Here is a 23,268-nt window from a genome sequence, read left to right on the forward strand (position 1 = left end):
TAATAAACAGCGCAGGCGTTTGGATAAAAAACCAGCGAACGCCCCCTCGCCAGAAGGGGCGGCTCTGTCAGGCGGTGCGTGCCACTGCGTCGCGGGAAGCGTGCGCACGCTCTTCACCCACCAACTCGGTAAGCTGGCCGTTGCGCATCTCCAGCAGACGATCGGCATGCACGAAGTAGTGATCGTCATGGCTGATGGCAAAAATGGTTTTGCCCATTTGCTGCATTAACGGGAGTAAGACCTGGTAGAAATCGCGGCGGAAATGCGGGTCCTGATCCGCCGCCCATTCATCCAGCAGCAGAATATCGCGCTCTTCCGCCAGCGCCAGCAGCAAGGCGACACGTTTTTTCTGCCCTTTCGACAGCTTGAGATTGAGGATCTTGCCGTTGTTCAGCTCCAGCTTGTGCGACATTTTCAGTTGCTCAAGCCACTTTTCCACCAGCGCCGGATCCGCCTGCCTGCCTTCCGGTCCCAGCAGGTCGTCAAACAGCCAGACGTCGGTAAAGACCGCCGAGAATAGTTTGCGGTAATCTTCCGGTTTATCCTGCGCCATCGGTTTGCCATCCAGCAGGATCTCACCGGAAACCGGCTGATACAGCCCGGTTAACAGCATCGCCAGCGTCGACTTACCGCTGCCGTTACCCCCAATCAAAAACACCAGCTCGCCGCGCTTGAGCGTCATATTGACGGGGCCAATCGCGAAGTCGTTGTCCTGATATTTAAAGGTGACATCGCGCAGTTCCAGCGTTTGCCAGTTCGGGAAAGCCCGCGGGCGGGGAAACCCGGCTTTATAAGGGGCCAGCGCAAACTGTTTTAGCTTTTTGAAAGCCACCTGCGCACTGAGCAGCGTGGGCAAAGCACCCACTGCGGACAGCAGCGGCGTGCGCAAAAACAGCAGGGTCAGGGAATACGTTGCGGCGACATTGGTATCCGCCCAGCCGAGGCTGTTTGCCATCCAGAACACCAGGCCGATTGCCCCCAGCATCATAATGTTCGACCAGTTCACCGCGCTTAAATGGAACGTGTCGGCGCGAATAATGTGATGGCGATATTCACGTGCATCCGGCAGGTACATCTGTTCGAAAATGTGTTCCGCGCGTTCGCGGTTGAGGTTCAGCTCTTTGCGCCCTTCCAGCACGGTCTGGAAATCGTTGTACAGCTTGTCTTCTGTTTCACGCAGCCTCGCCATATGTTTGTACACACGGGAAACCAGCACGAACCCGCCCCAGATGGTCAGCGCCATCCACAGCACAGTGATCAACAGCATCTTGCCGGAGAGCATCGCCAGATAGATACAGGAACCAACGGTCAGGATAATGCCCTGCACCAGTTCCGGCAGGCGCACAAAGGCGATGGTGATATTACGCACATCACTGGTTAGCCCGGCCAGCAAAGAGGCGCTACCCAGTTGTTCGATACGTTCCACAGGCGTGTCGAGGATGCGCTTAATAAATTCACTACGCAGGCGGTAGACAAAATGGTGACCGAGCGTAGTCAGCGCCAGTTGCGACCCCAGCGTCACCGCCATCAGTAACAGCAACAGGCCGAGAAATTCCGGTAAAACGGTCAGCGACATATCCACGGTTTCAATCAGCCGCTGGTTAATAAAAGCAATCAGGCCGATACCAAACGCGGCACTCATGAGGGTAAGCGCGAGCACACCGACAAAAGGCCAGCGATACTGACGCCAGACAAGAAGGAGAAGTTCCATAACAAAACCCGGTCAACAAAATCAGCCAGCAGTTTAAACGGCTACCGGGTTACATCAAGAATAATTCTTATTTTTATTCGCCATTGCCTGCCTGGCGAAACGTCAGGTTGTAGCGGCACTCACCGGTCGCCGGATGATAGCCGCCTTTCAGCGGCGCAATGCCGTGGTAAAAGAGCCGCGACTCGCCTCCCCATACGACCACATCGCCGTGTTCAAGCATCAGCCGTTGCAGCGGATCGCTACGTTTGAGGCCGCCAAACTGGAAAATGGCCGGTAAACCGAGCGACACAGATACAATCGGCGCACGCAGGTCGGGTTCGTCCTTATCCTGATGCAGCGACAATTTCGCCCCCGGCACATAACGGTTGATAAGACAGGCATCCGGATGAAAATCCGGGTAACCAGCCGCCTCGCTCGCCTGCTGGCACAGCGCAGAAAAAGCCGCAGGCATCGGCGGCCACGGCTGTTGAGTTAGCGGATCGACTGGCGCGTAGAGGTAACCACGATGATCGGTGGTCCAGCCGAGTTTGCCACAGTTGGTCATCGCCACTGACATGGTATAACCGCCAGGGGTGACCATATGACGCAGCGGCGACTGACTGACCACTTGTGCGATACCGCGTAACAGTTGGTCGGCTGGTGCTAAGGCAAGGCGCCGCAGCACGACAGCGCCCGATGCCAGCGGCTCCTGCCAGGGTTGTTCTCCGGAAAACAGATCGAGCATTACGTCTCCTCTTTGTTACGTTCTCGCTGGAGCAACTGAGCTTTGCGCGCCATCCCCCAGCGATAACCGGACAGCGCCCCATCGCTGCGCACCACGCGATGGCAAGGGATGACAATCGCCAGTTTGTTCGCACCGCAGGCGCTGGCAACTGCTCGTACCGCGTTTGGTTTACCCAGCTTTTGCGCCAGTTCCCGGTAACTTACCGTCTCACCGGTGGGGATCTCGCGCAGTGCTTGCCATACCTGTAACTGGAACGCGGTGCCGCGAAGATCCAGCGGCAGCGTAAAGGGGGCATCGGCGTTGTCGAGCCGCTTGATAACCTGCGCCACCCGCGCACTGAACGCGTCATTAGCCTGCGCACGTTGAGCGCGGGGGAAGATCGCCTGCAACTGGGTAAGAAGCTGCTCGTCACTGTCGGCCAGTAAAATGGCGCAAATTCCACGTTCGCTCTCCGCCACCAGGCAGCGGCCCAGCGCGCAGTCGCTGAAGGTATACCAGACGTCGGCAGCATCGCCGCCGCGACGGAACTGCTGTGCCGTCATCCCCAGCGATGCATCGGCCTGGCGGTAATAACTGCTGCTATCCGGAAAGCCCGCTGCCAGCACAGCGTCGGTAACGGTTTCGCTCACCGCAAGAGTATTGCGTAAGCGGCGAGCGCGAAAAGCCAGTTGCCAGGCTTTTGGCGTCATGCCGGTAACGGATTTAAATAAACGGTGAAAATGATAAGGGCTAAGCGCCACTTCAGCGGCCAGCTGCTCCAGCGTGATAGGCGTATCCTGCTCCAGTAAGCGGCAGGCTTTGGTCACTTTATCCAGCCGCTGTTGCTGCGGGTGGGTTTTATCCGGCTGGCAGCGCTTACAGGGGCGAAAACCAGCGGCCTGGGCGCTCTGCGCATCGGGATAAAAACGGACATTCTGACGCAAGGCGTGGCGCGCCGTACAAGAGGGACGGCAAAAAATGCCGGTGGTCAGCACGGCAAAAACAAACTGACCATCGGCCTGCGCATTACGGGCCAGCACCGCTTGCCAGCGCTGTTCATCTAATAATGTGGTGTCGTTCATGTCAGGCTCCTCATGTAAGCTTAGCCTCACTGTGCCCGTATGCGCAGCTCCAGACACCCGCAATCTTGCGGTTTAATTTTTTTCGCTGAGCAGAAATGCGGAAAACTGCGGTGATATCCAGGTGCGGAAACCGTCGCCGTCTTTGATAATCATAAATACCGCCAGCCCTTCCCGCGTCACCACCTCTTTTGCCTGTTCGGTGCCGAGCACCATTAAACCGGTGTCCCAGGCGTCCGCTTCCAGCGCGGTGGGCGCGATAACCGTGACCGACACCAGCGCATGCTGGATTGGCCGCCCGCTACGCGGATCGATGATGTGAGAAATGCGTTTGCCGTCCAGCTCGTAATAATTACGGTAGCTGCCGGAAGTGCTGATGCCATGACCGTTAATATCGACAACCGCCTGGGCAACATTCTCACGATCGGTCGGTTTCTGGATCGCCACGCGCCACGGCTGGCCTTGCGCGTTCATGCCCCGGCTGGCTAATGCGCCACCAACAGAAACCAGATAACGCGCGATCCCTTCCTGCTCCATTAACCTTGCCAGGTGATCCGCCGCGTATCCCTCGCCTACCGTCGAAAGGTCAACAAACAGATCCGGCAGATCTTTTTGCAGGAATTGCTCTCCGGCGCGGTTGATCACGGTTAAATGCGCTAAACCGGTACGCGCTTTCGCCGCATCAATTTGTGCCTGACCCGGTGTTTTTACCGGCTGTTTATCCGGGCCAAATCCCCATAAATTAACCAGCGGCCCGACGGTGATATCCATCGCGCCTTCGGTTTTCTCACCGACACGCAGCGAGGTAGTAACGATATCCGCCATCGCGGCGCTGACCGGCCACGGTGCCGTGCTGGTCGAATGGTTAAAGCGCATCAGCGCGGAGTCGTCCTTCCAGGTCGACATCAGATGATCGTCAGCATCCAGCTGTGTCTGAATTTTTTGTCGCAGGCTTTGCGCCTGTTGCGGGCTAATATCCACCACGCTCACGCGCCAGAAAGTGCCCATGGTTTTGCCTTCCAGCACAGTGGGCTGTGCCTTGCTACCGGTGTCGCAACCGGACAGTACCAACAACGCCGCGACAACCCCGGCACGAAGAAAAATCATCTCTGTCTCTCGTTATTTGTTATCCCGCGGCAAGCCTACACTAAAACGCAAGCTTTGGCCGACGCGGGACATAAAAAAGGGGCCTTTCGGCCCCTTAATAATCACAGTTGTTAACTTAGAACTGGTAAACCAGGCCCAGAGCAACAACGTTGTCTGTGGAAATGCCAGCGGCTTTGGTGAAGTCGTTGTCGTCCAGCAGGTTGATTTTGTAATCAACATAGGTGGACATGTTTTTGTTGAAGTAGTAAGTCGCGCCAACATCGATGTATTTCAGCAGATCCTGGTCGCCGTAGTTTTCAACACCCGTACCGGAAATATCTTTACCTTTAGACTGCAGGTAAGCAATGGACGGACGCAGACCGAAGTCAAACTGGTACTGAGCAACCACTTCAAAGTTCTGCGCTTTGTTGGCAAAACCATAAGCTTTTGCACCAGATGCGCCGCCAAAACGAGTCGCGTTATAAGTCTGAGAGTATTGTGCCGCCAGGTAGAGGTTGTTGGCGTCATATTTCAAACCACCGGAGTAAACCTCAGCGCGATCGCCTTCACCATAGATCGGATAAGAGCCAGTGACGTTACCAGCAGAATCGGTGGTGGTGTAAACACGGTTGTTTTGATCGTAGGTACGTTTCGAGGAGGACATTGCACCACCTACACTAAAGCCTGCTCCCAGATCGTAAGTTACAGAGGCACCATAACCGTCACCATTCTGTTTCAGAACACTGCGACCAGTAGAGTCTTCACCACTTACGCTACCGTTTTTACCCTGGTATTGCAGAGCAAAGTTCAGGCCATCAACCAGACCAAAGAAGTCAGTGTTACGGTAGGTTGCAACGCCATTAGCACGGGATTGCAGGAAGTTATCAGCACCGTAGGTATCGCCACCAAATTCCGGCAGAACATCGGTCCAGGAGGTGACATCGTAAATTACGCCGTAGTTACGACCATAGTCGAAAGAACCCGCATCAGCTACGCGGATACCGGCGAAAGCCAGACGAGTCCATGCCTGGTCGGTAGAGGTTTCCGTGTTATTAGCCTGAACGTTGTATTCCCACTGGCCGTAACCCGTCACCTGGTCATTTACCTGTGTTTCGCCTTTGAAGCCAAAACGTACGTAGGTCTGATCGCCATCAGCGCTGCTGTCGTCAGAGAAATAGTGCAGACCGTCTACTTTGCCGTACAGATCTAATTTGTTGCCATCTTTGTTATAAACTTCAGCCGCATTTGCTGCGCCTGCTACCAGCAGAGCCGGTACCAGGAGGGACAGAACTTTAACTTTCATTTTATTAACCCTCTGTTATATGCATTTTTATTGCCACTGCTTGCCGATTAACCCTCTAATCAGCTGGCAAAATCATTGTGCTTAAAATAGAAAAATAATCCAACGAGAATATGATACGAAAACTTTGAAGATGTTTCATACGTAATGATAGATGTTTCATTTTGTAAATTTGAGGGAACTTTTTTTCGCACAAATAGCTAAACAAATGCGCACAAATAATCAAAAAATAATAAAAAATCATTTAAAAACAAAATAATAAGTAAAACACAAATCATAGCACTGAATGCAAAACCATAATCTTCAATCGCAACTAAAATAACTGACGCTATCATCATTAACTTTATTTATTACCGTCATTCGAATCTGAATGTCTGTTTACCCCTCTTATAACCGGATGCGTCGCATTCGGTTTTTTTTTACCTTTCCTTACGCAACTTGAATAATTATTTAGATATAATAACTATTTGTAACGACTATTAATTAATCAATTACCATGCCGGATATTTCTCATTGACGCATTCACGAAATTAATGGTTTGTTATTTATCGCGTTCTTTTTGCAACCAAACGGTAAATATATGTACAATTTTTCTTGGCTGTACATATTTGCCACTGCGTTTAGTCAATATGCCTATCCCCATGTTTTCGAGACTGAAACGGGAAAGAGAGTCTGGAAATTCACTCATTAACCGATATACTGCCTGCTGTACACTGCTCTGCAACACAACATCTACACGTTCGCCGCATGTTACAGGCGGTTATTACGGCATGGCAGCAACATTGTCTCAGCGAGCGCTTAGTATTTACAGCAGTGTTGTCATAACGGGTTCCACACAAGAATGAGTCGATCGGACACAATGATCCCTGGCAAATTTTCCCTGATACCGGGCAACATCACCCGTTACTTTCTTTTGTTGATTATCGTCCTGTTGGTGACAATGGGGGTGATGATCCAAAGTGCGGTCAACGCCTGGTTAAAAGATAAAAGCTATCAGATTGTCGATATCACCCACGCTATTCACAAGCGTATCGATACCTGGCGCTACGCTACCTGGCAAATTTACGACAACATTGCTGCGGCGCCAGCCGCTACGTCTGGTGAAGGTCTGCAAGAAACGCGCTTAAAGCAAGACGTTTACTACCTGGAAAAACCACGGCGTAAAACAGAAGCGTTGATTTTTGGTTCCCATGACAGTTCTACGCTGGAGATGACGCAGCGGATCTCAACGTACCTCGATACGCTCTGGGGCGCGGAAACCGTGCCATGGTCGATGTACTACCTCAACGGCCAGGATAACAGCATGATCCTGGTGTCGACGTTGCCGCTAAAGGATCTTTCTTCCGGTTTCAAAGACACCACAATCAGTAATATTGTCGATTCCCGCCGCGCAGAAATGCTGCAGCAGGCGAATGCCCTTGATGAACGCGAAAGCTTTTCATCTCTGCGCCATCTGGCCTGGCAAAACGGCCATTACTTCACGCTGCGTACGACATTCAACCAGCCGGGTCATCTGGCCACAGTAGTCGCATTCGATTTGCCGATTAATGATCTGATCCCACCCGGCATGACGCTGGATAGCTTCCGTCTCGATCCGGATACCACGCAGACCAACACACGCGGGCAGGATAAAGAAACAACCGACAGCGTTGCCGTCAATTTTAACAGTTCGCGCATTGAGATCTCCTCAGCGTTGAACGGCACCGGGCTGCGTCTGGTCTGGCAGGTGCCGTTCGGGACACTGCTGCTGGATACGCTGCAAAATATTCTTCTGCCGTTACTGCTGAATATCGGCCTGCTGGCGCTGGCATTGTTCGGTTACACCACTTTTCGCCAGATGCCAGGGCGTAAAGCCGACGGTCTGGCAACGCCTGGTGCAAGTAACGAACTACGTGTGCTGCGTGCCTTTAATGAAGAGATCGTTTCACTGTTGCCGCTGGGGCTGCTGGTCCACGATCAGGAAGCGAACCGCACCGTCCTGAGCAATAAAATCGCCGATCACTTATTACCGCACCTGAATCTGCAAAATATTACGGCGATGGCCGATCAGCATCAGGGCGTGATTCAGGCCACCATTAATAACGAACTGTACGAAATTCGTCAGTTCCGCAGCCAGGTCGCTTCGCGTACGCAGATCTTTATTATTCGCGACCAGGACAGAGAAGTGCTGGTTAATAAAAAGCTCAAGCAGGCGCAACGGCTGTATGAGAAAAACCAGCAGGGCCGCGCTAGCTTTATGAGTAATCTTGCCGAGTCGCTGAAACAGCCGGTGAAATCGCTGGCCAGCGAAGCCGCAGCGTTGCAGAGCCAGGAGGGCAATCTTGTCGCGGATCACGCCGACAGGCTGGTACAACTGGTCGATGAAATCCAGCTGGCACATATGCTGGAGAGCGACAGCTGGAAAGGTTCGTCTACACTGTTCTCGATTCAGGATTTGATTGATGAAGTGGTGCCGGAAGTCCTGCCGGTTATCAAACGTAAGGGTCTGCAACTCTTAATTAATAACCCGCTTCCGGCCAATGAAGAGCGTCACGGCGACCGTGACGCTCTGCGTCGGATCCTGTTGCTGCTCATCCAGTACGCGGTCACGACCACGCAGATGGGCAAAATCACGCTTGAAGTGAATGTGGACGAATCGGCGGAAGACCGCCTGACCTTCCGGATTCTCGATACCGGCGTGGGTGTGAACGCCAGTGAAATCGATAATCTGCATTTCCCGTTCCTTAACGATACGCAGGGTGATCAGTACGGAAAAGCGAATGCCCTTACCTTCTGGCTGTGCGATCAGCTGGCGCGTAAGCTTGGCGGGCATCTGAATATTAAAGCGCGTGAGGATCTGGGCACCCGCTACTCACTGCATGTGAAGATGGCGGCTCGTCCGCAACAGGCTGAGAGCGAAGAAAAATTACTCGATGACGTGGTGGCGATGATTGATATTACCTCTAACGAAATCCGTAATATTGTGGTTCGCCAGCTGGAAAACTGGGGGGCAAGCTGTATTTCCCCGGATGAGCGGTTATCAAGTCAAGAATATGATCTCTTTTTGACAGATAATCCGTCTAATCTTACTGCCTCAGGCTTGCTTTTAAGCGATGATGAGGCAGGCGTGCGGAAAATTGGCCCAGGCCAATTGCGCGTGAACTTTAATATGAGCAATGCAATGCAGGGAGCAATATTGCAACTCATTGAAGAGCAACTGGCGCAGGAGAATGTACCGGAGTCGCCTTTGGGGGGTGACGAAAACGCCGAGCTCCACGCCAGCGGCTATTACGCGCTGTTTGTTGACACAGTACCCGATGATGTTAAGAGGTTGTATACTGAGTCGGCGTTGCGCGATTTCGCGGCGCTGGCGCAGACGGCACACCGCCTGAAAGGCGTGTTTGCCATGCTTAATCTGGTACCTGGTAAGCAGTTGTGCGAAACGCTGGAGCAATTAATTCGCGAGAGCGATGTTCCAGGCATAGAAAATTACATCAGCGACATTGACGCTTACGTCAAGAGCTTGCTGTAGCAAGGTAGCCTAATACATGAACAATATGAACGTAATTATTGCCGATGACCATCCGATTGTACTGTTCGGTATTCGCAAGTCACTCGAACAAATCGAATGGGTAAACGTTGTCGGTGAATTTGAAGACTCTACAGCGCTGATTAACAACCTGCCGAAACTTGAGGCAAACGTATTGATAACCGACCTGTCAATGCCGGGCGATAAATACGGCGATGGCATCACGCTTATCAAATACATTAAACGTCACTTCCCGACGCTGTCGATTATTGTGCTTACCATGAACAATAACCCGGCCATCCTGAGCGCAGTGCTGGATCTGGATATTGAAGGTATCGTGCTGAAACAAGGCGCGCCGACAGACCTGCCAAAAGCGCTGGCGGCACTGCAAAAAGGGAAGAAATTCACGCCGGAAAGCGTTTCGCGCCTGCTGGAAAAAATCAGCGCTGGCGGTTACGGCGACAAACGCCTGTCACCGAAAGAGAGCGAAGTGCTGCGCCTGTTTGCCGAAGGTTTCCTGGTAACGGAAATCGCCAAGAAGCTGAACCGCAGTATCAAAACCATCAGTAGCCAGAAAAAATCAGCAATGATGAAACTGGGTGTCGATAACGATATCGCACTGCTGAACTATCTCTCCTCCGTCACCCTGACGCAGACAGAAAAAGAGTAATCCTGCAACCCCGGCATCCGCCGGGGTTCTTTTTTATACCCGGCTGTTACGTACCCGCGCGGCATACGCCGCCAGCGTTTGCTTGAGAATATCCAGCGTTACCGGCTTCGACAGGCAGCTGTCCATACCCGATTCCAGACAGCGTTGCTTCTCTTCTGCCAGCGCGTTAGCCGTCACACCAATCACCGGCAGCGTCAGCCCTAACTGACGAATACGCTGTGTCAGGCGGTAACCGTCCATATTCGGCATGTTGACATCGCTGAGCACAATATCGATAGGGTTTTTGCTCAGAACATTCAGCGCATCCACGCCATCATTGGCCGTTTTACACTGATATCCCAGCGATCCCAGCTGATCGGCCAGCAGGCGACGGTTAATCGGATGATCATCTACTACCAGGATCATCATGTCATCGTTAAGCACCGCTTCCCGGGTCTCGGCAGGAAGCGCGTTGCTCGCCTGCGGCTCGATAACCTGAACGCGGTAAATGCGCCCAAGCAGCGTCAGCAGGTCGTGTGGCGACGCCACGCTGTGCAACCATTCGCCCGGGGCTCGCTCAACGGGAATACCGATATGGCGACGGCAGAAAATAATGGCCGCGCGTCCGGTCCACGACGAGGAGAGTTCATCATCGGTGATTAACGTATCCTGGTTGCCCAGCGCGCGTCCGTCGTACTGCTTAACCTGAATACCGTTCCATTGCAGTAATGTCTGGAGATAACCCGACAGCCAGGCATTACGCACTGCCAGCCAGCAGCACGTATCCGCCAGGCCATCGACATCGGCGCGAACCGGTGCGACCGCGCTGTAAAGCGGGATACGGATGGTGAACTGGCTCCCCATGCCCGGCTCGGTATCAACGGAAATATCGCCATCCATCATGCTGATCAATTTTTCACAAATCGCCAGCCCCAGCCCGGTGCCCTGGAAGTTACGCTGTACGCCGGTTCCCACCTGGAAGAAGGGATCGAACAGACGCACCACTTCTTTACCCGGAATTCCCACGCCGGTATCACGTACGCGAATACTGAGATAATCCGCATCGCGATGCACATGCAGCACGATACAACCGATATCAGTAAACTTAATCGCGTTGCTGAGCAGGTTGGAAATCACCTGCTGTAAACGCATCGGATCGCCATTCAGCACCATCGGCACATCTGGTTCAATAAAGCAGTACAGCCCCAGCTGTTTGCGCACTACCAGCGGTAAATAGTTGGCGGTGATGTGGCTCATCACTTCGCGCGGGGAAAACTCGCGCGGCTCGATTTTCAACTGTTCCGATTCAATTTTCGAGAAATCGAGAATATCGCTGATAATTTTCAGCAACAGACTCGATGAGTTGTTCATCGCGGTGACCAGCCTGTCGACCCCTTTCGGCAGCTCTTTCGTTTGCAGCAGATCGAGGTTACCGATAATACCGTACAGCGGCGTGCGCAACTCATGGCTGACTGTCGCAAGGAACATCGATTTCGACTGGCTCGCCTGCTCCGCCGCTTGCGCCATCTCCTGCAACGACTCTTCCATTTTCACGCGGGCGGAAACATCCACCAGCACGCAAATCGCCACGTTTTCATTGCGATAACGTGAATGAACAAAGCTAATTTGCAGATTGGTATTATTGCTGGTCAACACATCAACGAAATTGACCTGCTGACCACAGATAATTTGCGTAAGCCGCTGCCTGTCTTCATGCGTCAGCATGTTCAGATAGTTGTGCGCCAGCTCGTTACTCAGGATGTTCGTCCCGTCCTGAGTACGTAAAATGCAGATCCCCACCGGCGCGGAGGCGACGATTTTGCGGTTGAACTGCTCATGCTCTTCCAGTCGCTGGGCATCATTTTCCGCCGGAATAAAAATCCGCCGCTCATACATGCGCGCAAGCGTAAACAGCGCCACACCGACCAGCACATTCAGCAATACGGCGTTGAGGATCAGCATGCGAATGCGCTCCAGCACCATATCGACCGGTACGGAGTAAACCACGCTCAGCGATGACGGTGGCAGGCTCTTTTTCAGGATCAGTTCGCGAAAACCCGAGGTATAACCAAACCATGAACGTTCCTGCATCCAGCGCGGATCGACAACAATGCCGCTATCCTGGCCGGTAAGGGAGATCAGCGCATGGCCGTTGTCATCCAGAATGGTCACGCCCATCGGCAGGCTACCCGGCGTGAAAAAGTTTTCCATGCGAATGGACTGTTCCGTGCCCAGCAGCGCTTGCAGGCGGTTGCCGAGGTAAACCGGCGTCAGCGCATAGAAGTAACCGATCCCCGGACGCGGCCCCTGGCTCATCCAGTAGACGTTGTTGCTGCGCTCATCCTGCGGGGCGTTACGGTATTTAACGATGCGCTCATGCAGGCTTTTCAGCGTGTCGTCGCGTTCAACGGGGAGATCGCGCAGGCCGAAGTCGGCCATACAGAGATTGTCGCTGCCGATCAAAAACACACGGTTGAGATCGTAAGCGGCGGAGAAATTGTCGCGCCAGTAGCGCATAAACCACGCCAGCGACTCCAGCGAGCCGCGCCAGGAGCTGCCCATGGCGGAGCAGTCAGAATCCGGGAACAGCGGTATAAATGTCGGGACTTCGGTTTTGTCGTCGCGGTTGCGCGAGGTCAGAATACCGTTTTCCGCCGTCAGACGATTTTCAGCGATGTACTTCAGCTCTTTCATCACGTCAGACGTGCGCTGGATGTAACGCTGCGCCTGATCGGAACTGAGGTTAAATTCCTGGCGAATTTCCGACTCTTTGTCATGCAAGGCGTTAACAATATAAAAGACAGAAAAAAAGGCAATCAACAGCCAAAGCAATAGCGCCAGCGCCCTGAACAGATAGCGGGAGACTTTCAGGGTACTGCGAAACGAGACGAGGTATTTCAACCTGGGGAAACTCCGCCACAAGGAAGTTAAAAAAGAGTGTGATTAAGGTAGCGATAAATCGCAAAGGCCGCAACGGCAATGAAAAAGGGCCGGAAACCGGCCCTTATAACGCATTACTCGGCGTCGTCGTCCGCCGCGTCGTCGTCGGTATCGGTGTCAACTTCCGGCGCGATATCATCATCGCCTTCCGCTACGCTACCATCGATGGAGTCTAACTCTTCATCATCTACCGGCTCAGCAACACGCTGCAGACCGACTACGTTTTCATCTTCCGCGGTGCGGATCAGAATAACGCCCTGGGTGTTACGCCCTACCACGCTGATTTCCGAGACGCGTGTACGCACCAGCGTACCGGCATCGGTGATCATCATGATCTGGTCGCAATCATCAACCTGCACCGCGCCGACCACTGCGCCGTTACGCTCGGTGACTTTGATGGAGATAACGCCCTGGGTACCGCGCGATTTGGTCGGGTACTCGGTTTCCGCCGTACGTTTACCGTAACCGTTCTGCGTTACCGTCAGGATTGCGCCTTCGCCACGCGGTACGATCAGCGAGACAACGCTGTCTTTTTCCGCAAGTTTGATGCCACGAACACCGGTCGCAGTACGACCCATTGCACGCACAGCACCTTCTTTAAAGCGCACCACTTTGCCCGCCGCAGAGAAGAGCATCACTTCGTCGCTACCTGACGTCAGATCAACGCCAATCAGCTCATCGCCTTCGTTCAGATTGACGGCAATGATACCGGCAGAACGCGGACGGCTGAATTCGGTAAGCGCGGTTTTCTTCACGGTACCGCTGGCGGTCGCCATAAAGACGTTCACGCCCTCTTCGTATTCACGCACCGGCAGGATGGCGGTAATACGCTCGTTCGGCTCCAGCGGCAGCAGGTTGACGATCGGGCGGCCACGCGCGCCACGGCTCGCTTCCGGCAACTGATAGACCTTCATCCAGTACAGACGTCCACGGCTGGAGAAGCAGAGGATGGTGTCATGGGTATTGGCCACCAGCAGGCGGTCAATAAAGTCTTCTTCTTTAATACGCGCAGCCGATTTACCTTTACCACCACGACGCTGGGCTTCGTAGTCGGTCAGCGGCTGATACTTCACATAACCCTGGTGCGACAACGTGACCACAACATCTTCCTGATTGATCAGATCTTCGATGTTGATATCAGCAGTGTTAGCGGTAATTTCGGTGCGACGCTCGTCGCCAAACTGTTCGCGAACCAGCTCAAGCTCTTCGCGGATCACTTCCATCAGGCGTTCAGCGCTGCCAAGGATATGCAGCAGCTCAGCAATCTGTTCCAGCAGCTCTTTATATTCGTCGAGCAGTTTTTCATGCTCAAGGCCGGTCAGTTTCTGCAAACGCAGATCCAGAATCGCCTGTGCCTGCTGTTCGGTCAGATAGTATTTACCATCGCGAATACCAAACTCCGGCTCCAGCCACTCCGGACGCGCCGCGTCATCGCCCGCACGTTCCAGCATGGCAGAGACATTGCCCAGATCCCACGGCTGCGCGATCAGGCCCGCTTTTGCTTCAGCAGGCGTCGGCGCGCGGCGGATCAGTTCAATGATCGGATCGATGTTCGCCAGCGCCACGGCCAGCGCTTCAAGGATATGCGCACGGTCACGAGCTTTACGCAGTTCGAAAATGGTACGACGCGTCACGACTTCACGGCGGTGGCGCACAAACGCGGCCAGAATTTCTTTCAGCGCCATGATCTTCGGTTGACCATGGTGCAACGCCACCATGTTGATACCGAAGGAAACCTGCAATTGCGTCTGGGAGTAGAGGTTGTTCAGCACCACTTCACCCACGGCGTCACGTTTGATTTCGATAACGATGCGCATACCGTCTTTATCGGACTCGTCACGCAGCGCGCTGATGCCTTCAACGCGTTTATCTTTCACCAGCTCGGCAATTTTCTCGATCAGGCGCGCTTTGTTCACCTGATACGGAATTTCATGCACGATGATGGTTTCGCGGCCGCTTTTCGCGTCGGTTTCCACTTCCGCGCGCGCGCGAATATAAATCTTGCCGCGACCGGTACGATAGGCTTCTTCGATGCCACGGCGACCGTTAATGATTGCCGCGGTCGGGAAATCCGGCCCCGGAATATGCACCATCAGCTCTTCAATGCTGATGTCTTCGTTATCAATGTAAGCCAGGCAACCATTGATCACTTCCGTCAGGTTATGTGGCGGAATGTTGGTTGCCATACCGACGGCAATACCCGAAGAACCGTTCACCAGCAGGTTCGGGATCTTGGTAGGCATCACATCAGGAATTTTTTCGGTGCCGTCGTAGTTATCGACGTAATCAACCGTCTCTTTTTCCAGATCGGCCATCAATTCATGGGCAATCTTCGCCAGGCGGATTTCCGTATAACGCATCGCCGCCGCGGAGTCGCCATCGATGGAACCGAAGTTCCCCTGACCATCGACCAGCATGTAACGCAGCGAGAACGGCTGCGCCATACGGACAATGGTGTCGTACACTGCGGAATCACCATGGGGATGGTACTTACCGATTACGTCACCAACGACACGGGCAGATTTTTTGTAGGCTTTATTCCAGTCATTGCCCAATACGTTCATGGCGTAAAGTACGCGACGGTGAACCGGTTTCAGGCCATCTCGGACATCCGGAAGCGCACGGCCAACAATGACCGACATCGCATAGTCCAGATAGGAGCTCTTCAGCTCTTCCTCGATGTTAACCGGTGTAATTTCTCTCGCAAGGTCGCTCATCTAACCGCTATCCCTCTACTGTATCCCGGATTCAAAGGTCGCAAATTATAACACAACCGCTTTGATACAGGTAAACCTATAACACCCGTGCAAAGGTTTATTCATCCCGTTGGCCTGATATACTCACGGGTCTTATTGATAGAGGAGTTATTGCGCCCATGAATGCCGAAAAAACGCCGGTCGCTCAAAACGTTGATCATGCTGAAATCGCCAAATTTGAGGCTGTCGCCTCGCGCTGGTGGGATAAAGAAGGTGAGTTTAAACCCCTGCACCGCATCAACCCGCTGCGTCTGGGTTATATCAGCGAACACGCTGCCGGTCTGTTCGGTAAGAAAGTGCTCGATGTCGGCTGCGGCGGCGGGATTCTGGCGGAAAGCATGGCGCAGGAAGGCGCGGATGTCACCGGGCTAGATATGGGCTTTGAACCGCTCCAGGTGGCGCGTTTGCATGCGCTGGAATCTGGCATTCAGGTCAATTATGTGCAGGAAACCGTAGAAGAACATGCGGCAAAACATGCGCAGCAGTATGACGTCGTCACCTGCATGGAGATGCTGGAGCATGTTCCGGATCCGCAATCGGTGGTGAAAGCTTGTGCGCAACTGGTCAAACCCGGCGGTCATGTCTTCTTCTCTACTATTAACCGCAACGGCAAAGCCTGGTTGATGGCGGTAGTCGGCGCGGAATATGTGCTGCGCATGGTGCCGAAAGGCACGCACGACGTGAAGAAATTTATTAAGCCAGCGGAGCTCTTACATTGGATTGACGGCACCGTGTTACAGGAACGTCACATTACCGGGTTACATTACAACCCGTTGTTAAACCAGTTTACGTTAGGGCCGGGTGTGGATGTGAACTATATGTTACATACAACGGCAAAAAATGACTAAGGTCATCAGATAAAGTGATAGAAGATTGCGCAGCATCAAGTTGCGCAATTGCCTTTCCCGATGAAGAAATCAGCACTCGATCAAAAATTCATTTTTTTTTGCGAAATATTGACATCGCCGCCAGGCCTTACGATACGAGGACTTAGCGATTATCACCCTTTCGCAACCTCAATTTAACCTCAAAATCAACTCTTGTACTGAAAAGAATCCTTACTAGAATACTCACCATATAGCGTTTCTCTTATCGCAAACCCCCTATATGTAGTATTTATCCACAGAGTTAATCACAGCAACGAATTGTGGATAAATGGGGGATATTTTCTATTTCACGGACAGGTAATCACATGAATCAGAGTCTGCTGGTGACAAAGCGTGATGGTGGCACTGAGCGCATCAATCTCGACAAAATTCATCGAGTACTGGATTGGGCGGCAGAGGGGCTAAGTAACGTATCTATCTCTCAGGTTGAACTGCGCTCACACATTCAGTTCTACGACGGTATCAAAACGTCCGATATCCACGAGACCATCATTAAGGCCGCCGCGGATCTGATTTCCCGCGATGCGCCGGACTACCAGTACCTGGCCGCACGCCTGGCCATTTTCCACCTGCGTAAAAAAGCCTACGGCCAGTTCGAGCCGCCTGCGCTGTTTGACCACGTGAAGAAAATGATTGAGCTTGGCAAATACGATCATCATCTGCTGGAAGACTACACGGAAGAAGAGTTCAAGCAGATGGACGGTTTTATCGACCACTGGCGCGATATGAACTTCTCCTATGCGGCGGTGAAGCAGCTGGAAGGGAAATACCTGGTGCAGAACCGCGTGACCGGCGAGATCTACGAGAGCGCGCAGTTCCTGTATATCCTGGTTGCCGCGTGCCTGTTCTCCAACTATCCGCGTGAAACCCGTCTGGACTACGTGAAGCGTTTCTACGATGCCGTTTCCACGTTCAAAATTTCGCTGCCGACGCCGATCATGTCCGGCGTGCGTACGCCGACCCGTCAGTTCAGCTCCTGCGTACTGATCGAGTGTGGTGACAGCCTGGACTCCATCAACGCCACTTCCAGCGCGATTGTGAAATACGTTTCCCAGCGCGCCGGTATCGGTATCAACGCCGGCCGCATTCGTGCGCTGGGTAGCCCGATCCGCGGTGGTGAAGCGTTCCACACCGGTTGTATCCCGTTCTACAAACACTTCCAGACGGCAGTGAAATCCTGCTCGCAGGGCGGTGTACGCGGCGGCGCGGCAACCCTGTTCTACCCGATGTGGCATCTGGAAGTCGAAAGCCTGCTGGTACTGAAAAACAACCGTGGCGTGGAAGGTAACCGCGTGCGTCACATGGACTACGGCGTACAGATCAATAAACTGATGTACACCCGTCTGCTGAAAGGTGAAGAGATCACCCTGTTCAGCCCGTCCGACGTGCCGGGTCTGTACGATGCGTTCTTCGCCGATCAGGACGAGTTCGAACGCCTGTACACCAAATATGAAAAAGACGACAGCATCCGCAAACAGCGCATCAAAGCGGTGGAGCTGTTCTCTCTGATGATGCAGGAACGCGCGTCTACGGGCCGTATCTACATTCAGAACGTCGATCACTGCAACACCCACAGCCCGTTTGACCCGGTGGTTGCGCCGGTACGCCAGTCCAACCTGTGCCTGGAAATCGCCCTGCCGACCAAGCCGCTGGATGATGTGAACGACGAAAACGGTGAAATCGCGCTCTGTACGCTCTCTGCGTTTAACCTCGGCGCGATTAAAAACCTCGACGAGCTGGAAGAGCTGGCCACGCTTGCGGTGCGTGCGCTTGATGCCCTGCTGGATTATCAGGATTACCCGATTCCGGCCGCTAAACGTGGCGCGATGGGCCGCCGTACGCTGGGTATTGGCGTCATCAACTTTGCTTACTGGCTGGCGAAGAACGGCAAACGTTACTCGGACGGCAGCGCGAACAACCTGACGCATCAGACTTTCGAAGCCATTCAGTACTGGCTGCTGAAAGCCTCTAACGAGCTGGCGAAAGAGCAAGGCGCGTGCCCGTGGTTCAACGAAACCACCTACTCGAAGGGTATTTTGCCGATCGATACCTACAAGAAAGATCTCGACGGTATTACCAACGAGCCGCTGCATTACGACTGGGAAGCGTTGCGTGAATCGATCAAAACGCACGGCCTGCGTAACTCCACGCTCTCCGCGCTGATGCCGTCTGAAACATCTTCGCAGATCTCCAACGCCACCAACGGCATTGAACCGCCGCGCGGTCATGTGAGCATCAAAGCGTCGAAAGATGGCATCCTGCGTCAGGTGGTGCCGGATTACGAAAAACTGAGTAATGCCTACGAGCTGCTGTGGGAAATGCCGAATAACGACGGCTACCTGCAACTGGTCGGCATCATGCAGAAATTTATCGATCAGTCGATTTCGGCGAACACCAACTACGACCCGTCACGCTTCCCGTCGGGCAAAGTGCCGATGCAACAATTGTTGAAAGACTTGCTGACCGCCTACAAATTTGGTGTGAAAACGCTGTACTATCAAAACACCCGCGATGGCGCGGAAGATGCGCAGGATGACCTGGCACCTTCCATCCAGGACGATGGCTGCGAAAGCGGCGCATGTAAGATCTAACTAAGGGGCGGGGAAACCCGCCCTTTTTTTTCGCAAGACAGGACTCACATTTCATGGCATACACCACTTTTTCACAGACGAAAAACGATCAGTTGCTGGAGCCGATGTTCTTCGGCCAGCCGGTTAACGTGGCGCGCTACGATCAGCAAAAATATGACATTTTCGAAAAGCTGATTGAGAAACAACTCTCCTTCTTCTGGCGTCCGGAAGAAGTTGACGTTTCCCGCGACCGTATTGATTTCCAGGCGCTACCGGAACACGAAAAGCACATTTTTATCAGCAACCTGAAATACCAGACGCTGCTGGATTCCATTCAGGGTCGCAGCCCGAACGTTGCGCTGCTGCCGCTGATCTCTATCCCGGAACTGGAAACCTGGGTAGAAACCTGGGCGTTTTCAGAAACGATCCATTCACGCTCTTACACCCACATCATCCGCAACATCGTTAACGATCCGGCGGTGGTGTTTGACGATATCGTCACCAACGAGCAGATCCTCAAGCGCGCGGAAGGCATCTCGCACTTCTACGACGAGCTGATCGAAATGACCAGCTACTGGCATCTGCTGGGGGAAGGCACGCACAACGTCAACGGTAAAACCGTGACCGTCAGCCTGCGCGAGTTGAAGAAAAAACTCTACCTGTGCCTGATGAGCGTGAACGCGCTGGAAGCGATTCGCTTCTACGTCAGCTTCGCCTGCTCCTTCGCTTTCGCCGAGCGTGAGCTGATGGAAGGCAACGCCAAAATCATTCGCCTGATTGCCCGCGACGAAGCCCTGCACCTGACCGGCACCCAGCATATGCTGAACCTGCTGCGTTCCGGCGCGGATGACCCGGAAATGGCCGAGATCGCCGAAGAGTGCAAACAGGAGTGCTATGACCTGTTCGTGCAGGCGGCATTGCAGGAAAAAGAGTGGGCGGAATACCTGTTCCAGGGCGGCTCGATGATCGGTCTGAACAAAGACATTCTCTGCCAGTATGTTGAGTACATCACCAACATCCGTATGCAGGCAGTCGGTCTCGACTTACCGTTCCAGACCCGTTCGAACCCGATTCCGTGGATCAACACCTGGCTGGTTTCCGATAACGTCCAGGTGGCACCGCAGGAAGTGGAAGTGAGTTCCTATCTGGTCGGCCAGATCGACTCTGAAGTCGACACCGACGATCTGAGCAGCTTCCAGCTCTGATGAGCCGCGTTACGCTTAGCCTTTCCGGCACGCACGTCCAGTGCCAGGATGAGCACCCTTCCCTGCTGGTGGCGCTCGAATCGCACCAGGTGGAAGTTGAGTACCAGTGCCGCGAAGGCTACTGCGGCTCCTGCCGCTGCCGCCTGGTGGCAGGCCAGGTAGACTGGATTGCCGAGCCGCTGGCCTTTATCAACGAAGGGGAAATTTTGCCCTGCTGCTGCCGGGCGAAAGGCGATATCGAAATTGAGATGTAAAAAGGGCCTTCACAGGCCCTTTTGTTTTACTTGTGCTTTAAAAACTGCACAGCTTTATCCGGGAAATCGGTGAACAAACCATCGACATCCGCCTGCTGATACAACACCTTATAGAGCTGATTCACATCGCTGGCGTACGGCGGAAGCTGATCCGCGCGTACGGTAAACGGATGGACCTGCAAATGGCTGGCATGCGCCTCTTTCACCATTGCCGTAAGCTTGACGTTACCCGGTTTTGAACCGTCCGCCACCAGCATGTGATAGTCCGGGCCGATACCGTCGGCATACCGGGCGATCTGCTTCATCGCGCCGGGTTCGAACATCCAGTCGTAACTGTAATTCACCCATTTACCGTCCGGCTGCTGCTCCTGCGTTTCATTCCATTTGGTATACGCAATCAGCTGCACCAGTTTAAGATCCATCCCCATCTTCGGTTCCAGCTCATTCTTAATGCGCTTGAGCTCATTGACGTCAAAACATTGCAGGTACACGTTGTCCTGCTTGCTGGTGTACCCGTACTTTTTCAGCACTTCCAGCGTTTTTGCGGCAATATCTTTCCCCTCCTGATGGTGGAACCAGGGCGCTTTGATCTCCGGATAAATACCGATGTTTTTGCCAGTGGAGTGGTTTAACCCCTGCACAAACTCGATCTCCTCTTCAAACGTGTGAATGCGGAAATCGGATTTGCCCATCGGGAAACGCCCCGGATAGACCTGCACTTTTTTGCCCTTTTCCAGCTCGAACCCTTCGGTAAACTTCAGCGAGCGGATCTCGTCGAGCGTAAAGTCGATGGCGTAGTAGCGCCCGTCTTTACGCGCGCGCTGTGGGAAGCGCTCCGCGACATCCGTCACGCGGTCGAGATAGTGATCATGCAGAACGACCAACTGGTCGTCTTTGGTCATCACCAGATCCTGTTCCAGGAAATCCGCGCCCTGCGCATAGGCCATCGCTTTCGCCGGTAAGGTATGTTCCGGCAGATAACCGCTGGCGCCACGATGGGCGATAACGATTTTATCGGCGGCCAGCGCCTGGCTGGTTAACGCGCCTGCCAGCAGCAGGCTTGACGTCATACGGGTGAAAGTGGTTTTCATCAGTGCTCCCTGTTAGCTACGACGCGCCAGCACGTCGGCATGGTGACGTTTCTCGCCAATCATCACGATAACCAGCAGTAAAACCGCCAGAATGCTGCCGCCAATCATCACTATAAAGCCGCCATCCCAGCCGAAGAAATCAACGGTATAGCCAACAATGGCGCTGGCGGCGACAGAACCGCCAAGATAGCCAAACAAGCCGGTAAAGCCCGCCGCCGTACCCGCCGCTTTTTTCGGTGCCAGCTCCAGCGCATGCAGACCAATCAACATCACCGGGCCATAAATCAGGAAGCCGATGATGATCATACAAGCCATATCCACGGTCGGGTTACCCGCCGGGTTCAACCAGTAAACGATAGTCGCAATGGTCACCAGCGTCATAAAGAACACGCCCGTTGCACCGCGATTACCGCGGAAGACTTTATCCGACATCCAGCCACACAGCAGCGTGCCGGGAATACCCGCATATTCATAGAAGAAATAGGCCCACGAGGATTTATCCAGCGCGAAGTGTTTCACCTCTTTCAGGTAAGTCGGCGACCAGTCGAGAATGCCGTAGCGCAGCAGGTAAACAAAAACGTTCGCGACCGCGATATACCACAACAGTTTGTTCGGCAGGATGTACTGCATGAAAATCTGTTTGGCGGACAACTCTTCTTCGTGCTTGTCGCTGTAATCATCCGGGTAGTCGTTTTTGTACTCTTCAATCGGCGGTAAGCCGCAGGATTGTGGCGTATCGCGCATCAGTGCGAACGCAAGAATCGCCACCAGAATCGCGCCAAACGCGGGCATATATAACGCCGCGTGCCAGTCGTTAAACCATGCCATCCCCAGCAGGAACAGCAGCGGAGGAATGCCACCACCGACGTTATGCGCACAGTTCCACACCGACACAATGCCGCCGCGCTCTTTTTGCGACCACCAGTGCACCATAGTGCGCCCACACGGCGGCCAGCCCATCCCCTGGAACCAGCCGCACAGGAACAGCAGCACAAACATGACCATGATGCTGGATGTGGCCCACGGCACGAAGCCCATAACCAGCATCACCGCCGCCGCCAGAATTAAGCCGGCGGGCAGGAAAACGCGCGGATTCGAGCGATCCGACACCGAACCCATAATAAATTTCGAAAAACCGTAGGCAATGGAGATCCCGGACAGCGCAAACCCCAGATCGCCACGGGAAAAGCCCTGTTCGACTAAATACGGCATCGCCAGCGCAAAGTTCTTACGCACCAGATAGTAGGCGGCATAACCGAAGAAGATCCCGAGGAAAATCTGCCAGCGCAACCGCCGGTACAGCGGGTCGATTTGCGCATCGGGCAGACGCGATTGATGGGGGGCAGGTCTAAAAATACTCAACATAGCGGCCTCCGTGGCGCGGTAAGACTCATATCTTTCATTAATGAGTGAAAACGAACATAACCAGAGTTATTCGCGGCGGATTGTAGTGAAAGTTTTAACCAGAGAGAATGAGTTGTCGCAGATATTGTTACAGAAATATGACAAACATCTAACTTCACGCAAGA

Annotated in this window: 15 protein-coding genes; 6 read left to right on the forward strand and 9 right to left on the reverse strand. The window is 53.5% G+C overall.

What is annotated here, in order from left to right; genetic code table 11:
• Positions 1-67 precede the first annotated feature (67 nt).
• The 5 genes from H650_RS06290 to H650_RS06310 form a co-directional block, all read right to left on the reverse strand.
• The gene (locus H650_RS06290) at positions 68-1,711 is read right to left on the reverse strand and encodes a multidrug ABC transporter permease/ATP-binding protein (RefSeq protein ID WP_020454492.1); all 1,644 of its coding nucleotides are present in this window, start codon (positions 1,709-1,711) and stop codon (positions 68-70) included.
• Positions 1,712-1,784: 73 nt separating this feature from the next.
• A complete protein-coding gene (alkB, locus tag H650_RS06295; protein ID WP_020454493.1) occupies positions 1,785-2,435 on the reverse strand; it encodes a DNA oxidative demethylase AlkB in 651 nt (216 codons plus the stop codon).
• On the reverse strand, positions 2,435-3,496 hold the full coding sequence (gene ada / locus H650_RS06300) for a bifunctional DNA-binding transcriptional regulator/O6-methylguanine-DNA methyltransferase Ada (RefSeq protein WP_020454494.1): 1,062 nt from the start codon (positions 3,494-3,496) through the stop codon (positions 2,435-2,437). Before ada ends, alkB begins: the two co-directional genes overlap by 1 nt.
• Before the next feature lie 72 nt (positions 3,497-3,568).
• The gene (gene apbE / locus H650_RS06305; RefSeq protein WP_020454495.1) at positions 3,569-4,600 is read right to left on the reverse strand and encodes an FAD:protein FMN transferase ApbE; all 1,032 of its coding nucleotides are present in this window, start codon (positions 4,598-4,600) and stop codon (positions 3,569-3,571) included.
• Between the two features lie 115 nt (positions 4,601-4,715).
• Entirely contained in the window at positions 4,716-5,882 is a 1,167-nt protein-coding gene (locus H650_RS06310; protein ID WP_020454496.1) for a porin OmpC, read from the reverse strand.
• A gap of 838 nt (positions 5,883-6,720) precedes the next feature.
• Here H650_RS06310 and rcsD point away from each other — a divergent pair.
• Positions 6,721-9,390 carry a phosphotransferase RcsD gene (rcsD, locus tag H650_RS06315; protein WP_110093601.1) on the forward strand — a complete coding sequence of 890 codons (2,670 nt, stop codon included), beginning with the start codon at positions 6,721-6,723 and terminating at the stop codon, positions 9,388-9,390.
• A 16-nt stretch (positions 9,391-9,406) separates the two neighbouring features.
• On the forward strand, positions 9,407-10,057 hold the full coding sequence (rcsB, locus tag H650_RS06320; RefSeq protein WP_017458563.1) for a response regulator transcription factor RcsB: 651 nt from the start codon (positions 9,407-9,409) through the stop codon (positions 10,055-10,057).
• A gap of 33 nt (positions 10,058-10,090) precedes the next feature.
• Here the strand turns inward: rcsB and rcsC are convergent, their stop codons facing one another.
• Both rcsC and gyrA read right to left on the reverse strand, forming a co-directional pair.
• The gene (gene rcsC / locus H650_RS06325; protein ID WP_020454499.1) at positions 10,091-12,937 is read right to left on the reverse strand and encodes a two-component system sensor histidine kinase RcsC; all 2,847 of its coding nucleotides are present in this window, start codon (positions 12,935-12,937) and stop codon (positions 10,091-10,093) included.
• Between the two features lie 113 nt (positions 12,938-13,050).
• A complete protein-coding gene (gene gyrA / locus H650_RS06330; RefSeq protein WP_020454500.1) occupies positions 13,051-15,693 on the reverse strand; it encodes a DNA topoisomerase (ATP-hydrolyzing) subunit A in 2,643 nt (880 codons plus the stop codon).
• 158 nt (positions 15,694-15,851) lie between these two features.
• Here gyrA and ubiG point away from each other — a divergent pair, with 158 nt between their 5' ends.
• The 4 genes from ubiG to yfaE all read left to right on the forward strand — a co-directional run bounded on the left by ubiG (position 15,852) and on the right by yfaE (position 20,648).
• A complete protein-coding gene (ubiG, locus tag H650_RS06335; protein WP_020454501.1) occupies positions 15,852-16,580 on the forward strand; it encodes a bifunctional 2-polyprenyl-6-hydroxyphenol methylase/3-demethylubiquinol 3-O-methyltransferase UbiG in 729 nt (242 codons plus the stop codon).
• Between the two features lie 344 nt (positions 16,581-16,924).
• Positions 16,925-19,210 (forward strand): class 1a ribonucleoside-diphosphate reductase subunit alpha, encoded by a 2,286-nt coding sequence (gene nrdA / locus H650_RS06340; protein WP_020454502.1) that lies wholly within the window; start codon positions 16,925-16,927, stop codon positions 19,208-19,210.
• A gap of 53 nt (positions 19,211-19,263) precedes the next feature.
• The gene (nrdB, locus tag H650_RS06345; protein ID WP_017458568.1) at positions 19,264-20,394 is read left to right on the forward strand and encodes a class Ia ribonucleoside-diphosphate reductase subunit beta; all 1,131 of its coding nucleotides are present in this window, start codon (positions 19,264-19,266) and stop codon (positions 20,392-20,394) included.
• Positions 20,394-20,648 carry a class I ribonucleotide reductase maintenance protein YfaE gene (gene yfaE, locus H650_RS06350; RefSeq protein ID WP_017458569.1) on the forward strand — a complete coding sequence of 85 codons (255 nt, stop codon included), beginning with the start codon at positions 20,394-20,396 and terminating at the stop codon, positions 20,646-20,648. Before nrdB ends, yfaE begins: the two co-directional genes overlap by 1 nt.
• A 26-nt stretch (positions 20,649-20,674) precedes the next feature.
• Here yfaE and glpQ read toward each other — a convergent pair whose 3' ends face one another.
• Together glpQ and glpT are read right to left on the reverse strand one after the other, a co-directional pair.
• Positions 20,675-21,739, reverse strand: a complete 1,065-nt coding sequence (gene glpQ, locus H650_RS06355; RefSeq protein ID WP_020454503.1) for a glycerophosphodiester phosphodiesterase — start codon at positions 21,737-21,739, stop codon at positions 20,675-20,677.
• 12 nt (positions 21,740-21,751) lie between these two features.
• Complete coding sequence (gene glpT / locus H650_RS06360) at positions 21,752-23,104, reverse strand: glycerol-3-phosphate transporter (protein ID WP_020454504.1); 1,353 nt, start codon at positions 23,102-23,104, stop codon at positions 21,752-21,754.
• Positions 23,105-23,268 lie beyond the last annotated feature (164 nt).

The sequence above is a fragment of the Enterobacter sp. R4-368 genome, assembly GCF_000410515.1.
Classification (GTDB): domain Bacteria; phylum Pseudomonadota; class Gammaproteobacteria; order Enterobacterales; family Enterobacteriaceae; genus Kosakonia.

Coding starts and splice junctions, on each gene's coding strand:
- H650_RS06290 (WP_020454492.1), bottom strand. CDS start 1,711: ATGGAACTTCTCCTTCTTGTCTGGCGTCAGTATCGCTGGCCTTTTGTC.
- alkB (WP_020454493.1), bottom strand. CDS start 2,435: ATGCTCGATCTGTTTTCCGGAGAACAACCCTGGCAGGAGCCGCTGGCA.
- ada (WP_020454494.1), bottom strand. CDS start 3,496: ATGAACGACACCACATTATTAGATGAACAGCGCTGGCAAGCGGTGCTG.
- apbE (WP_020454495.1), bottom strand. CDS start 4,600: ATGATTTTTCTTCGTGCCGGGGTTGTCGCGGCGTTGTTGGTACTGTCC.
- H650_RS06310 (WP_020454496.1), bottom strand. CDS start 5,882: ATGAAAGTTAAAGTTCTGTCCCTCCTGGTACCGGCTCTGCTGGTAGCA.
- rcsD (WP_110093601.1), top strand. CDS start 6,721: ATGAGTCGATCGGACACAATGATCCCTGGCAAATTTTCCCTGATACCG.
- rcsB (WP_017458563.1), top strand. CDS start 9,407: ATGAACAATATGAACGTAATTATTGCCGATGACCATCCGATTGTACTG.
- gyrA (WP_020454500.1), bottom strand. CDS start 15,693: ATGAGCGACCTTGCGAGAGAAATTACACCGGTTAACATCGAGGAAGAG.
- ubiG (WP_020454501.1), top strand. CDS start 15,852: ATGAATGCCGAAAAAACGCCGGTCGCTCAAAACGTTGATCATGCTGAA.
- nrdA (WP_020454502.1), top strand. CDS start 16,925: ATGAATCAGAGTCTGCTGGTGACAAAGCGTGATGGTGGCACTGAGCGC.
- nrdB (WP_017458568.1), top strand. CDS start 19,264: ATGGCATACACCACTTTTTCACAGACGAAAAACGATCAGTTGCTGGAG.
- yfaE (WP_017458569.1), top strand. CDS start 20,394: ATGAGCCGCGTTACGCTTAGCCTTTCCGGCACGCACGTCCAGTGCCAG.
- glpQ (WP_020454503.1), bottom strand. CDS start 21,739: ATGAAAACCACTTTCACCCGTATGACGTCAAGCCTGCTGCTGGCAGGC.
- glpT (WP_020454504.1), bottom strand. CDS start 23,104: ATGTTGAGTATTTTTAGACCTGCCCCCCATCAATCGCGTCTGCCCGAT.